General features: G+C 40.6%; 14 protein-coding genes and 1 riboswitch. Of the genes, 5 read left to right on the top strand and 9 right to left on the bottom strand.

The features are described from left to right. The first annotated feature begins 456 nt into the window (after positions 1–456). Positions 457–541: riboswitch (cyclic di-GMP riboswitch) on the top strand. A gap of 111 nt (positions 542–652) precedes the next feature. Further along, entirely contained in the window at positions 653–4,771 is a 4,119-nt protein-coding gene (locus tag BLS15_RS29890) for a glycosyl hydrolase family 18 protein (RefSeq protein WP_217635876.1), read from the top strand. A 166-nt stretch (positions 4,772–4,937) separates the two neighbouring features. On the opposite strand, the gene BLS15_RS27020 is transcribed toward BLS15_RS29890, so the two are convergent. Beyond that, entirely contained in the window at positions 4,938–6,056 is a 1,119-nt protein-coding gene (locus BLS15_RS27020; protein ID WP_231515081.1) for an RICIN domain-containing protein, read from the bottom strand. 464 nt (positions 6,057–6,520) lie between these two features. On the opposite strand from BLS15_RS27020, the gene BLS15_RS27010 reads away from it, so the two are divergent. The 3 genes from BLS15_RS27010 (at position 6,521) to BLS15_RS27005 (ending at position 9,468) form a co-directional block, all read left to right on the top strand. Next, a complete protein-coding gene (locus tag BLS15_RS27010; RefSeq protein ID WP_028532056.1) occupies positions 6,521–7,108 on the top strand; it encodes a TetR/AcrR family transcriptional regulator in 588 nt (195 codons plus the stop codon). Between the two features lie 96 nt (positions 7,109–7,204). Continuing rightward, the gene (locus BLS15_RS29180; protein ID WP_051614044.1) at positions 7,205–7,450 is read left to right on the top strand and encodes a hypothetical protein; all 246 of its coding nucleotides are present in this window, start codon (positions 7,205–7,207) and stop codon (positions 7,448–7,450) included. Positions 7,451–7,506: 56 nt separating this feature from the next. Then, positions 7,507–9,468 carry a serine hydrolase domain-containing protein gene (locus BLS15_RS27005; RefSeq protein ID WP_175460850.1) on the top strand — a complete coding sequence of 654 codons (1,962 nt, stop codon included), beginning with the start codon at positions 7,507–7,509 and terminating at the stop codon, positions 9,466–9,468. A gap of 402 nt (positions 9,469–9,870) precedes the next feature. On the opposite strand, the gene BLS15_RS27000 is transcribed toward BLS15_RS27005, so the two are convergent. From BLS15_RS27000 to BLS15_RS26975, 6 genes are all read right to left on the bottom strand, one after another. Continuing rightward, positions 9,871–10,416 (bottom strand): hypothetical protein, encoded by a 546-nt coding sequence (locus tag BLS15_RS27000; protein ID WP_028532058.1) that lies wholly within the window; start codon positions 10,414–10,416, stop codon positions 9,871–9,873. 118 nt (positions 10,417–10,534) lie between these two features. Then, a complete protein-coding gene (locus BLS15_RS26995) occupies positions 10,535–11,257 on the bottom strand; it encodes an ATP-binding cassette domain-containing protein (RefSeq protein ID WP_021255840.1) in 723 nt (240 codons plus the stop codon). Between the two features lie 14 nt (positions 11,258–11,271). Beyond that, entirely contained in the window at positions 11,272–11,559 is a 288-nt protein-coding gene (locus BLS15_RS29230; protein ID WP_217635875.1) for a hypothetical protein, read from the bottom strand. A 545-nt stretch (positions 11,560–12,104) separates the two neighbouring features. Beyond that, complete coding sequence (locus BLS15_RS26985) at positions 12,105–12,512, bottom strand: YrvL family regulatory protein (protein WP_175460849.1); 408 nt, start codon at positions 12,510–12,512, stop codon at positions 12,105–12,107. Between the two features lie 225 nt (positions 12,513–12,737). After that, on the bottom strand, positions 12,738–13,118 hold the full coding sequence (locus BLS15_RS26980) for a hypothetical protein (RefSeq protein WP_254777413.1): 381 nt from the start codon (positions 13,116–13,118) through the stop codon (positions 12,738–12,740). Between the two features lie 604 nt (positions 13,119–13,722). Continuing rightward, positions 13,723–13,932, bottom strand: a complete 210-nt coding sequence (locus BLS15_RS26975) for a helix-turn-helix domain-containing protein (protein WP_021255836.1) — start codon at positions 13,930–13,932, stop codon at positions 13,723–13,725. A 170-nt stretch (positions 13,933–14,102) separates the two neighbouring features. Here BLS15_RS26975 and BLS15_RS26970 point away from each other — a divergent pair, with 170 nt between their 5' ends. Further along, entirely contained in the window at positions 14,103–14,390 is a 288-nt protein-coding gene (locus BLS15_RS26970) for a hypothetical protein (protein ID WP_028532063.1), read from the top strand. An 85-nt stretch (positions 14,391–14,475) separates the two neighbouring features. On the opposite strand, the gene BLS15_RS26965 is transcribed toward BLS15_RS26970, so the two are convergent. Continuing rightward, the gene (locus BLS15_RS26965; protein ID WP_254777412.1) at positions 14,476–14,772 is read right to left on the bottom strand and encodes a hypothetical protein; all 297 of its coding nucleotides are present in this window, start codon (positions 14,770–14,772) and stop codon (positions 14,476–14,478) included. 89 nt (positions 14,773–14,861) lie between these two features. After that, the coding region (locus BLS15_RS26960) for an integrase core domain-containing protein (RefSeq protein WP_139170729.1) at positions 14,862–15,125 on the bottom strand (264 nt) is incomplete at its 5' end.

Below are 15,125 nucleotides of genomic sequence, written 5' to 3'. Positions count from 1 at the left end.
TGTGTTACTTACTATAAAATAAAATGAATTAGCTGTCAAAGCAATCCTGGTTCCGTTATCGAAAATGATCGTCAGACCACTGTTTTGTTCCTGATTCTTCAACTTTTGGGCGAGGTATAATTGCCCAGAAAAGGAGGATCAGTCCTTTTTAATTCCCTCCCTAAGACCTACTGCCCAAACCTTGTCGGACATGTGGAATATGTAAAAAAGCATAACAAGGAATAACAAGGGATCGGTGCAGTTACTAGGCTGATGTCCAGTATCAAACCATATGGAATTAACATACATCCTCTTATTCCATCCGGATTTCAACATGATATATTTCTAGTGAATAATAATATCGAACTATGTTCATATATTCACAAATAATCCGTATGACCCATTAAATAAACGTGAAACTGCTGTATATTTAACGGTGTAAACATGTATCGTTATGCAAGAGTATGCATGTTTGCAGGTATTACTAGGCAAAGCTAGGGAAATCTAGTGACGCAAAACTAAAGGGGCTAAGGAAGAAATTCTATGCCAGCCAGTTGCCGATTAATAGACCCCCATCTCTATTAGTCGTATGGTTGTTTTTGTATGATCCATGGCGAGATGCCCCACCCTAGCTGCCTATTAATAAAATCTATTGATAGGAAGTGAATAACGGATGAAGACTGGGAAAAAGCAGAGTGCACGGAGATTGTTCGCAATGACGGTAGTGACCATCATGATGTTCGTGTCTTCGTTGGCACCGGCTTATGCAGGGTCGGCTGTTTCCGCAGCACAGGAACCTGTGGTCAAAAACGCGACAAAGGAAATAAGGAATGTTATGTACTATGGCGATTGGTCGATTTGGGGAGGACAAGGGAACTTTTATCCTAAGGATATACCGGCCGATCAATTAACCCACCTGAACTATGCGTTTCTCGATTTTGATGCCCAAGGCAACCTTGTCTTTACGGATAAGGATGCGGCAGTAGAAGCGCCTGTCGGCCAGGATGGCGTTCAATGGCAAGCGGCCAATGCAGGCATCCTTATCGCCCTGCAGCAATTGCGCGCAGAAAACCCGAATCTGAAGATCGGCATCTCTCTTGGCGGATGGTCGAAATCAGGCGACTTCGCTGTCGTTGCAGCCGATGCTTCCAAACGGGCAAATCTGATCCAAAATGTCATGAAATTCATCAAGTACACGAACATGGACTTCGTGGATGTCGATTGGGAGTTCCCGGCTGAAGTTCGACAGCCTGATATGGTCGATAATAAGAACGATGAAGGTACGAAATACGCTATACCAGAGGATAAAAACAATTATATTTTACTCCTGCAAGATATCAAAAACGCATTGAATAAGCAAGGAGCCGAGCTTGGTAAAGCGTATGAACTGTCTGTTGCACTTCCAGCGCCGAAGAGTAAGATCGATATCGGCATTGATGTGCCGAGACTGTTCAACATTGTAGACTTTGCCAACATTATGACTTATGACATGCGCGGTGCATGGGATGAAATAAGCGGCCACCATACCGGCTTGTATACGAACCCGAACGACCCGCTCACGGGCAACAACCTGTCCATAGACGAGAGCGTGAAATATTTGATTCAGCAAGGAGCCGAGCCGAACAAGATTGTTGTCGGGGCAGCCTACTACACTCGCGGCTGGGATAAAGTATCGCAAGGATCCGATCCGAATCATCCGGGGCTATTCGGCGAAGCAGCACTATCAGCCAAGGATGCGGATCAGACTCCATCCCGCGGCGCGGTTGGCGAGGCAGCGCTCGCTGTTGGGGACGGCGGCCGCCGAACAGGGATTTGGTCTTATCGCAACCTCGACAAGCTGAAGGCCACTTACCCGAATCTCAAGGAATATTGGGATGATGCAGCCAAAGCTCCCTATCTGTATGATGGGACAACTGGCGTATTCTACACGTATGACAATGAAAGATCCATTCAAGAGAAAACGAAATATGTGCTTGAAAACGGTCTGGGCGGCGTCATTGCTTGGATGGCTTCCAATGATGCCCCTACTGCGGATCCTGCCAAGCGCGACAAATTAACAAAGGCAACGAAAGAAGGCCTCTTCGGGAGCCAGGCGTTGACAACACATGAAATCCAATATACCAAGCTGGACGTTACGGCGGATGTGAAACCGTATACTGAGGCTTGGGGCAACAGCAAAGGCTATGAAATCACCCTCTTCAATAACGAGTCTTTGACCGAATCGAATCAAGTGTTGAAAGCGGTGGAAAGAGGAGCTAAAACGGTTAAGCTGCCGAAGCTCTACATCCAAGCCGATGGACCGCTGACTTCAGGCGATTATTTGGCGGGAACCGTAACAAATGAGAACGGTTACACGGTCGTCGATTTGAAATCGGTCTATGATGCTAAAACGATTGAAACTGGCAGATCCTATACGTTCAAACTGAAGGGAGATGCCAAGATTACAAGCATGGAGCTGGTTCAGCGGGTGTCGGATAACAGCCCAGAGATGAACAGACAACTCATTTTGGGTGATGAAGCTCCAAGCAAGAATCAACCGCCTGTATTGCATGGCGTAACGGACGTGACGCTTACAGTCGGCGACAACTTTGATAAGCTGGCCGGCGTAACGGCTACGGACGCAGAAGACGGAGATCTGACATCACGTATTAACGTGACGGGAGAAGTCAATACGAATGCAGCCGGCAAGTATGAGCTGGTTTACTCCGTTTCCGATTCGCAAGGATTAACGGTCGAGAAAAAACGCACCATTACAGTTATCGAAGCTCCAAGCAAGAATCAACCGCCTGTATTGCATGGCATAGCAGACCTGACGCTGAAAGTCGGCGACAGCTTTGATAAGCTGGCTGGCGTAACGGCTACGGACGCAGAAGACGGAGATCTCACATCCCATATTGCCGTGACGGGAGAAGTCAATACAAATGCAGCCGGCAAGTATGAGCTGATTTACTCTGTTACGGACTCGCAAGGATTAACGGTCGAGAAAAAACGTACCATTACCGTTATCGAAACGACAGCACCGGGGTATGACTTTGGGGTTGGTCAAGGAATCGAGTGGCCGAAGCAAGTCAATTCCCCATTCATCGACATGGTTGCATGGGTTACCAAGCCGGGCTATTCCAACAATGGCGCTCCTAACCTTGCCAGAATTTCCGAGGATACCGGCGTGAAATTCTTCAATCTCGGCTTTGTTCAGCCCGTTGGGCGTCAAGTAGCGGACGGCAAAGTGCAATGGGGCTGGGGAGGACATTCCTTACTAAGCGAAAAGAATCCGAACGACACCCAATATCAAGGAATTAAGCAGTCCATCCGGGAAATTCGTGAGTTGGGCGGAGATGTCACGATCTCGCTAGGCGGTGCGAACGGAGCTGCATTCTGGGAAGTCACTCAAGACACCGATACGCTCTTTCATACGTATATGGAGCTGGTTCAAGGCTATGGACTGACCCGATTTGACCTTGACATTGAGGGCGCTGCTCAGGACAAAGACATGAATATCGCTAACGCAAAGGCAATTAAGAAGCTGCAGGATGCAACAGGAGTCGATATCGTATTAACACTCCCTGTACTACCAAGCGGTCTGACTTCTGTTCAACTGGATGTATTGGAAGCTTACTTGTCTGCTGGCGTGGATGTCCACGTCGTGAACATCATGACGATGAACTACGGCAATGGTACGCTCCAGCCTGGCGAAAACTATGGTTCCGCTTCTCTGAGAGCCGTTGATTCGACGAAGAATCAAGTGAAGCAATACTACAAGCAATTCGCTAACATCGATCTAACCGATCAAGAGGCTTATGGAATCATTGGTACGACGCCATCTATCGGGTTCGAAAGCAACCTTCATCCGATCTTTACGACGGAGTGGTCGCAGTTGGTTGTGGATCATGCGATCGAGAAAGGGCTGGCGATGACCTCCTTCTGGTCGATGAACCGGGATGCGATGTTGGAAAACAACAGCGGCGTAACGGCGCAATATCAATTTACCGATATTTTTAAGACATTCGGAAATGGAAGCATTCCGCCGGTAATTTCAAAACCTGTGATTCATGGTGCAGCAGATAAAACGATCTTCGTGGGCGAGCAATTTGATCCGAGAGACGGAGTTACCGCTACGGACAAACAGGATGGCGACCTGACCGATCGCATCGTGATCGAAGGAGCGGTTGACTCCTCTACCCCAGGAGCCTATAAGCTGGTATACACCGTAGAGAACAGCCAAGGACAGCAAGCAGTTGCTGAACGTACGATCACTGTGGCAGAAAAGATCAATCACAAGCCAGTGATTCATGGCGCTACGGATAAAACAATTCTCGTGGGCGATCACTTCGATCCGAAAGAAGGAGTTACCGCTGCGGATGAAGAGGACGGCGACCTGACCGATCGCATCGCGATCGAAGGAACGGTTGACTCCTCTACTCCGGGAACCTACAAACTGGTGTACACTGTAGAAGACAATCAAGGCCTGCAAGCCTTGGCAGAGAGGAATATTACCGTTACCGACGGGCTTGCGGATACGTATGATCCGAACAAGATCTACTATGAGGGTGATACGGTTATCTACAAAGGAGAGAAATACACAGCAAATTGGTGGGTACGAGGCGAAGCGCCGGATAACTCCATAGCATGGCATAAAGAAGTGAATCCAAACGAAGACGGCAGTGTAGATTACGTGCCGGGCAATGTATATGTGAAAGGCGATTTGGTTCGCTATGAGGGCAAGCTCTACCTAGCCGAGTGGTGGACGAAGAGCATTCCGGGCAGCGATGAATCCTGGAAGCTTGTAGAATAATAGCAAGACGCAACGGGACTGACCCTTCACGGGTTAGTCCCTTTTGATAATCAAGTCAAATCTTACATATTCCGGCTAAGGGCCAACGTCCTTCCGATTACACGAAAATATGAAAAAAACAGCTAGATCAATTAGATCTAACTGGTCATATGAATTCCTACCCCTATTATTTTAAAAGTACCAACTTCCACTTTTGAGCAGCGCTCCCATTATCCGTCCAGATTTGCACGTTCGTACCGTCGTTCGTGCCTGATGCGGATACATCCAGAGCCTTATTGCTGTTACTATTAATTAGTTTATACGAGCCATCTGTATTACGCATTAAGCTCCATTTCTGTGCACCTGAACCGTTGTCATCCCAAATCTGTACGTTTGTACCGTCTGCTGTCCCCGAACTTGTCACATCCAGTGCTTTGGCACTAACCGCGTTAATCAGTTTATATGTGCCGTCTTGGTTTCGATACACGGTCCAACGTTGAGCTGCTGATCCGTTATCTGAATAAATCTGAACATTTGTGCCATTCGCTGCCCCTGCTCCTTGAACATCCAATGCTTTTCCACTGTTTACATTAATTAATTTATAGGGTCTTCCCACAAGCACATCGTTGCTAGTCAAGTTTGGATCCTTTGAATATTGCTGCCATAACTGATCGACAGTCTGGCCAGTTAACTTCACCCATAATTGTTCACTATAAGTCCGATTACGAAGATTGGAGTCCATCTCATTGACGATCGACGGACGGATCCGATTTTCCAGCCATACGAAAAAGCGAGCTGTAACTTGGTAACTATCCGTATATTTATGATTAGGGCTATAATTAGGCAGAACCCATCCTGCCGGCCCATTATTTACGCCATATTTGTAACGGGCATAGTCCGCGATCCCTTCGGTTAACCATCCCGGGCTCCCCCCAGGATAGGCTTGAACGATATGCATTAACTCATGGGTCACCGTATCAATATCTTCCGGATTCTTTCGCAGCCAATTAGAGCTGAATCTAACATTGCCCCCTCCTGCTTCCGCAACACCAGAGTATGTCGGATCAATTGTAAAATGTACTTTGCGAACTGCCTGACCATTGAAACGTGCAACCATCTGAGGATATACGATAAAGAAGGTATCAATCATTCGTTGTTTCACTGTCGAATCAAAAGAAGGATCCTCGTTATTCACTTCTAATGTGTAGGTTCCGTCTGTGTAGGAAGCAGTCTCGGCAGAGACCACCATTACTTCAGAACTGAATAGTACCAGCATCATCAAAATCATTGACAATTTTCGAATCAAATCCTATTCCTCCTTGTTTGAACCTTACTAGCTCTGTTTTGGCCACATAACACCAGGGGCATGCGATATCGCTGATAATTTCCACCTTCGAAACGTTCCTCCTTCCCACCCTATAATCCACAGCTGTTCCGTTACTTTCGCGATAATGGTTCCTCCAAAAGCCGTCGCCCACCAGGGAATATTATGCAGATTATTCTTTTTTATGTAGTCTACTACTGATTTTGTGATCTCTTCATGGGTTACTTTAGGATCGATCTTGGCTCCACTCAGGAGTGTAGACCGTAGACCCCACATCGTATCCGTTCAAACCCCTTCGAAAGTAGTAAATCTAGATCACTTTTTATGATTTTCGTTAATTATTATCAAGCAAAATATATCTGTTGACAGCTATTACAAGAGAGCGTATGATTCTATCATGAATTAAAAAATAAATTTATTCATAATAAAATAAGGCGGTGTAATGGATGACAAGAGGACCGAAAGGCTTTTCTGATGAAGAAAAAGTTGAGCTAAGAACAAGGCTTTGTACGGAATGTGAGCGGAGTTGGGCATTGCATGGATACAAGAAAACAAGTATTGGTGAATTAACAGCAAAAATAGGAATATCAACAGGAGCATTTTATTTATTGTATTCGGCTAAAGAGGATTTGTTTTGCGACACCTTAGAGCGCGTGCAAAATAGGTTAAAAAGCAAATTGCTAGAAATTATTAATAGTAAAAGGGGCAAAGCTGGTTTTATTAGTTCCATGAAATGGCATTTCGAAGAATTTGATAAATTACCATTTCTATATGATCTGGGAACTCCAGATTTCTTGGCCTTTTTAAACAAATTACCTAAAGACCGTATCGAAAAACTACACTTTGATAGCGAAACTTTTTTCTACGATACCATTGATCTTGCAGGACTCAGACTGAAAATTGAAAAAGAAAAAGCATATGCTGTAATAGGTTCGATGCTATTTATGGTGACATTGAAAGATAAACTTGCTTATGACCGTTTTGAAGTATTTGAATTTCTATTAAATAGTACGATAGATCAAATTTTTGAATAAAGAGAGAAATATAGCACCAGTATTCATTATTTTAAATATTGCTGTCGGCATTTCTAACTGGGGTGCTTCTTATTTCATATGTTAGGAGTGAAAGATATGATGATTGATAAAGTGTTTAGCAGCATAAATAGCGCGTGTAAAAAGGCTGGGGAACGGGCAGGAATTTCTATCAGCTTTCCCAAACCCAGCAAACGGTCATTCCTAATAAGTTCACTTACAAATGGGATAACGGGGATTGTTTTTATGCTAGTTGGAATTTTCTTATCATATAAATGGATGCTAGCGCTAGGTGTATTAGGCATTGCAGGCAGTGTAGTAACAGGTATACAAGCAAGGAGATAAAACTGGTGTTTCTAAAAATATATGAAGATTACATAATGGAAATAAGGAGACTTGTAATGAAAAAAATAAATAGGCTGGTTGCTTTTGTAACTATCGTAATTTCAATTTTCAGTTACTTTTTCTACTCTCCCATGTCAGCATTTGCAAGTACTGAAATAACTCCATCAGGTGTGGATATTTCAAAAATCGAAACAATAGTTGATGATATTATGGAAGGTAAAATAGGGGTTACCGTACCGGGAGCGGCAGTTTCTATAGTTAAAGAGGGAAAGCTAATTTTCAGCAAAGGGTATGGGGTAGCAAACATAGAGAAGAATATTCCTGTTGATCCCACATCTACTGTATTTGAAATTGGATCGGTCAGCAAAATTTTTACATGGACAGCAGTAATGCAACTAGTTGAACAAGGAAAGATCGATCTACATACAGATATACGAGAATATATCGGGTATGATCGCCTTAATTTGGTTTATGATAAACCAATTACGATATTAGATTTAATGAACCATACCGCAGGGTTTGAAGAAAATGCAAGCGAAATGCTTACTTTTGATAAAGAAAAAGTTATTCCTCTTGAAAAATGGGTGAGTGCAAAACATCAGCCCAAACAAATATATGAACCGGGAACGGTTATCGCATATTCTAACTTCGGTACAGACATTGCCGGATATATAGTGGAAATTAAGTCTGGGGAACTCTTTGAAGAATATGTAAAAAACCATATCTTTGATCCTTTGCATATGCAAAGAAGTACTGCCTATGCAAATTATTATCACCTGCCTGGGTTTGCAGAAAATAAAAGCAAGGGTTATGGCAGTGCGTCAGAAGGATTCGAGCTGCTACCAGAAAACTTTTTAAATGAAGCACCTGCCGGCGCGATTACCTCAACCGCAGAAGACATGGCAAAGTTTATGATCGCACAAATGGATTATGAGGGTGCTTTAGATAACTCATTATTTAACTCGCCTCAAACGCTTAAAGAAATGCATGCCGATTCCCTTTCTGTTTCTGCCGGTATGCCTTCTAATGCCCATGGGTTTTGGCAGCGTCAGGAAAACGGAGCTCGCTTGCTGGAACATGGAGGGAATACAACCAATTTTTCTGCATTTTTAAGTCTCCTCCCGGAAGAGAATTTCGGTGTTAGTGTGCTTACCAACGTAGCTGGAGAATCGGGTGGTGTGCGGACTGAAATTGTAGATAAGCTTTCTGCCCAATTTTCTCATCAAGCAAAGGTTACTGTGCCAAATCTCCATACCCAAGATCTCAGTGGAACTTATTATTCGGGCCGAATGATTCATAGCAACTTCCTGTCAAGTTTATATTTGCTTTCTGGTGATAGTATTGTGGTAAAGGACATGGGGAACGGGGAAATTGAAGTACGGCCTTCCATCGATCCAAATCGAGAAACACTTCACTTTGCAGAGGTCGCCCCCTTGGTTTTTGAACGAATGGATTCCAATCCATCTATATTGGAACGAAGCGGTGGGTCTCTTGCATTTTTATCCTTTGAGTTAGATGAAAACGGTCAGGTTGAAAAAGTTCGCACAGGAAATATTAGGGACTATCTAAAAATGCCGTTATACAAAAACATCCAAATTAATCAGATTGCTTTTGTTTTTTGTATAATAATTTTTATTACAGGCTCCATCGCTGCACTCGTATCCGTCATTTTATTGAGAAAACGCAAAAAGCAGGGAATCTCTCTTCATATACCGGCATATAAACAAACAAATCTATTACCGGTTATCGGTCTATTATGTATGGTTAACATGATAGTAACTATAACGAGGTTTATGTCGGCTATGTCCTCTCCAATTGGAGATTTTAGGATACACCTAATAATCAATGCTGTTTTTTCTATTGGCATGGTAATTGCAGCTATCCCTATTTTACGATCATTTAGGGATAAGCAAGTTAGCAGAAAAAGAAAAATATGGAATGCTATATTGGTAGCAACTATCTGTATGTTCATTTTATTGATGATTCAGTACCGCTTTCTGTTGTTTTGGACTATATAAATAGTCGCCAAAAGAAACGGTTCGAAAGAATCAGAAAGGATAATTGCGTAAAGACTTTTCCTATAATCATAGGGTACTTCGTACCCGAAACGAACGCGAACATTTTCAAGAAGCCAACTATTGTAGCTGGCTTCTTTTTTCATCATATCCTCACCTCGAGTACATCTCTTTTAATCCTTGATTTCCAAGCCTCGTGCTACCTTCCAATTATGAGGGAGAACTTACAAGCTACAAGTTTCTGTTCCTGTGAGTTCATTACACAGCTCAACTACCGGGTACATCAAGGGAAAGAGAATTTCCTTGATTATCGATTTCTAAATAAACATCCACACTGTTCACCCCTTTCCTGGTCTTATGAACGTAGATTGAATCTTTTCGCTTGCCTGTACCTTATCTATGTCATCATTTCTTTTTTCTGTTTTTAATAATATATCTCTTGATCACGTATTCAAAACCAACGCATATTTGACCAAGAACCAAAAGAAGAACGGAGATATAAAAAGCGGTGTCCAATCCCGAAATAGATACATACGGAAAAATGTTAAAAACAAAGTAAATAACTAACGTATCTCCAATCACATTGACAATGTGACTAATCACTCGAGTAGGCTTTTTTTTCAAGAGGGCCAATAATAACGCATAAATGAACGGATGTATAAATGATTCTACTAGCAGAAACAAGAGAATTATGTACATCGAAACTGTGAACGCGGCATAATGATTTGGGAATGTGAGTGTGTGGTTTAATGCTCCGATTCCGGTTAACAATAGTGCGAATAATCCAGCCAACAACGAAACGATTGTGAGTAATAAAAGCGCCAACACTGGTATGAGCCACAACTTTACTTTAAATGGCGGCTTGGGTTCATTATCCTCACGATTGACTATATAATTCATAAGATGTAAAAAACCAATAAAAATAATGATCACAAACAGTAAATAGGTCATACCATCTCCCCCTCCAATTAACATAAGTAAAAGGACACAATAGAGCTTTTTATTTGCTCTACTGTGCCCTGCCCATCTGAATTCTTCTGATGTAAAATGTTTTGGGTGGACTTTATCATTACTCTGCTTGATGTAGCAAGAGGTTTTGATAAAATGCTGAGTCTGGATCGCCGTTTTCGCCTTTTTCGGTAAACTGCTCATACGTTCCTTGAAATCTTATACTCCCTTTATGCAATAAATGAATTTTACAATGTATATTTCGAAATTCATGTAAAGTGTGAGTAGAAAGAATGACTGTAGAACTTGTACCAAGAGTAAGCCTTTCTATTCTTTTTAAAATTTGCAATCTTGCTTCGGGATCAACTCCGGAAGTCGGTTCATCGAATACATACAGCTTCCTTTGCATAAGCGTTACCGCTAAAATACTTAAGTACCGCCGCTCGCCTATAGATAACTGACCGAATTGGGTGTCCCATACTTTTTCCATTAACTCAATTTCTGAAGATTCCATGTATTTATCGGTATAAGGAGTATTCGAAACTTTTATACTATTATTGTGATCCGTGTACAAAAAAAACCGAAACAAATCCTTCCCTTTCAAAGTCGAAGGAAACGATAACCCCTGTAATTGATAAATAATTTCAGAATGGTTCGGTACACCTTTGATTTCTTTGGGTCTTGGAATAACATTTGTAATTAAATCAAATAACGTCGTCTTACCGGAACCGTTTTTTCCTATAATGACGTTTACTATACCCGGTTTAAAATCTACAGTTACATTCTCCAAATTACTCTTATTACAATTCTTATGCCTATAATTTAAATTCTCAATTGTAATCATATACCTGCCCCAATTCATGTTCGATTTGTCGAGGATACGATTCTTGTATATCTCATCCCCAAAAGTCCGATAATCATATATAAAATCAGGCCGAATACGATATGAGCCGAGCCAAAATTCATAAATTCCTTACCCGTTATGAATTCCGCTATTAATAGATTCAAAGCTCTAACCAGTTCTAATGGATTGATATATAACAGCAGGATTCCCCACGACAATGATTGCGACAAATTATTAGCGGTTACGATCAAAAATACAAGTAGAAGCATATTCAATACAGTAACTAGTGATTCTTGCTTCATCGGGAAAATCATAAGTATTAAAAAGAAGAACATTATCGGAATTGCCCCGATTAAGCCCGCAACGACGGAACTAATCATAAATAATATAATATCTGTAGGGTTATGTAGACTACATAAGCTGGTCACTAAAGAAAAGATGAGGATCGAAAGAATCAGGAAGGATAATTGCGTAAAGACTTTTCCTATAATCATAGGATACTTCGTGCCCGAAACGAATGCGAACATTTTCAAGAAGCCATCTTCTCTCATACGGATCAAGCTTGTCGTAACCTCAATAGACATGACGAATGTTATATAGGCTAAGAACATGCTGGCTTGGTATTGAAAAAAAGATGCTTCTGGACTATTCATGATCCAATTGTAATGATATACGAAAAAAAGAATTAAGGGTAAAAGCAAGTACCACAAAAAACTCACTTTCTGATTCAACGTTATTTTTGCATACAATCGAATATACTCTCGAACAACTGACAATGTAATGTTCACTCCCCGTTAACCGAATGGAATCATTTGAATTGCAAACTCATTATTTTGCTTCTTTCTTCTCAACGATCATGGTCTTTTTTCTGAAAAAGTAAAGTATCAATCAAATAGATAATAAGAACAAAACCAATCTCAGAAAAAATAGAAAAATGAACGGACGTCATCCATTCATCAATCAGATGAACAGCAACAAAATCGAGGAGTATTCGGAAAATAGCGTCATGATACTGCTTAAATTGCTGACCAGTAGAGAGGAAATACCTTGTCTTCATAAAAATAAATAATACTTTGGCAACCGCATCAGCAACGAACGATAAACCGATAAACAGAAATACCGATGCCCACGATTCGTATTGAATCCCTAATACCTCGAAAATACCAATATGGAAGAATAGGAAAAAGGCAGCCACACCAAGCAGAATAATGAGCAATAGTATACTTACTATCACATTAGGAATTATCTTTCTCATGATCTCTTTATTCCTTTTCGTTTTTACATTCACCATCATTTATTTGTAAACGGCCGAGAAGTCGAAAATAACGCCCCGGTTATTTAATTCAAGATCTGCTTCTTGTCTTATTGCTTTTATTCTACTTGCACTTATTTTTCTCTCCCACTAATTGGAGCCGGTTCAGTATGTCCGAGGTATCAATATAGGTCAATATAGGTCAATATAGTGTTATCTGCTGTTACACTACTTAGATTCTGCATTAAATTCCCCAATCATGTTTACATCTTGGAGCCCTAGTCTCCTTATGCGTTCATCAATAAGATTCTGTCCTTCAGTTGATTTAAAAAATTCGCTTACTTCATTTCTTGTAAACATAGTTTTATTAGATAAAGACTTTCTAGTCCTCTCTGTTTTAAAACCGATTAACGTTATTGCAAGTCCTAAGCTAATTAATGAAATTGCGTCACTCCATGCATTAACAGTCTTAACGGGAATGTCAATTTTTAAATTTGGCAAAACTATTATTGCGATTACTGCACATCCTAGAGAAGTTGAGCGTAGAACTGTTAAATTATTGACCTTGATACCTCTCTTTTCTTTTATTCCTTCTAAAAACGTATTCAATTACGTCCAATAGTATTAAAAAGAAAGCTGCAATGGATACATATAATAACCACTTCCCAGTTGCATTAATTATTGGTGTTAGCCTTAATACTGATAAAATAATAAAACCAATGCCAACTACTTTCGTGAACGTGGTAGTCAAGAGGTTCCCTCCTTACATTTTATTTGGGCTTTGGGGAATTGTAGATAAAGTTCTTGTACTACCGATCCAGAGAACCTTAAGGCGCTTTAGCGCCGGTCGCGATGCGGTTAGTCGGTGCAGGTTGTTCACTGAAGCCCCTATTATGCTTCCTGGAACAACTTTTGCAACGCTTGGCTCAATCCGGTATTCGGCAGATTCCAATAATTTTTCTCTTATATGTTCTTTATCTTCATTTTGCAGGGTCTTCACCTCTTAGTAATGATTTCGCCTAACGTTCTCGTATGTACGACACGACCCGGCCTTTAGATAACTCTTATCTTAGGTCGGGTCGGTGTTGTTTTAATATTCTGTTTTTTAGCATCTGGCAACCAAGGGGCTAAAAGCCCTGCAGCGTAGATGCATTGTTATACGACGGGGTACTTCTTTGAACCACAAATCTTTGCACTTTTATTTTAGGTTCTTTCACTTCATTCGTTCAGGAATATGCTCCAACAAATCACCAGGTTGACAATTTAGTGCTGAGCAAATTTTATCAATTACTTCTAATGAAACATATTCATTCGTATTTAACTTGGCCATTGTTGCAGAAGAAATCCCTGTCATTTTCAATAAATCTTGCTTCTTTATTTCCCTATCTATCAGCAATTTTTGTAATGGTTTATAACTGATCATCGTGAACTCCTCACAAAGTAGTTAAATATTTCTTTAATTATATTGAACAATCTTTACTTAATCAAAATTATATTTGTGTTCTCTTGACTATATTCTTCAATATGTTAAACTTTTACTCATGAAAACAAACTTTACTTTGTAATCTTAAATGATACTAGGAGGACTTATTCTTGCAAAATTCATTGGAGATAAATATTGATCCACTAGTTCGTGCTCGATTAAAATCATTGCACAGCAACCTTACAAATACAGATACTGATTTTTTACGATTTTCAAATGAAGCCATACAACACTATAAAGCAATCCGAGAAGCCCTGCCTGACAACCTCCAACATACCTTTTTCCTCTATGAAAATGCCCAAAGCTCTAAACAAACATTACTCGAAAGTAAAATTTATCTACATGGTTTCAAAGATGCCATATATCTCTTTGAAGAACTACATAGTTCTAGATTTTAAAAGCTTTTAAACGAAGTGGGTTAATAGAACAGCGATTTTATGAGGAGAGGCAGGTATATATAAGCTAACTAGCATCAAGAAGTCCTTATGTCGAGCTCAAATAATTATGCCTCCTTGCTAGTTCCCATTTCATAAATAAATTTATATCACTTATAGCATCTAATATTGTACCTTTATGTTCTATATTATTTTTTAGTTCTTTCAAAATGATTGGTTTTACTAGTCTTTTATCCAACTGTTTTTTAGTTCTTGCTATATGTGCTAACCCCAATATAGAATTCGCTCTTACATGTGGATTATCATGTTGCGCTAATTTAAGACATATATCTTGAGCAAACTTCCAATTGTGATGATACATTCCAACTGAAAGTGCTAAATACATTAGTTCTTCTACTTCTTGACGAGTTAGCGGATTAACCCCATAAATTTGGACACATAGACACTAATTCTAGCTTATTCATTCATTTTCGTTTAGACTCGAACCATTTTAATTGGAATCGCTTCCACCTGATTCTGGCTGTAAAATTTCTCTGGCGCCATATCCCTAATACTGGAATGAATCCTGCGTTCATTATAGAACCGTATGAATTCGGACACCACTTGATAGGCTTCACCATAAGTTTGAAATTCGTATTTATTCAAACAATCATCTTGCAAGATTCGATGAAAAGACTCAATATGGGCATTCATATTCGGTGTTCTAGGCGGTATTCTTTCATGCTCCATACCAAAGTC

Origin of the sequence: Paenibacillus sp. cl6col (assembly GCF_900102125.1) — a bacterium.
Taxonomy (GTDB): Bacteria; Bacillota; Bacilli; order Paenibacillales; family Paenibacillaceae; genus Paenibacillus_B; species Paenibacillus_B suaedae.
Note: the sequence above shows the minus strand (reverse complement) of the source record. Positions and strands in the feature narration are given on the sequence as shown.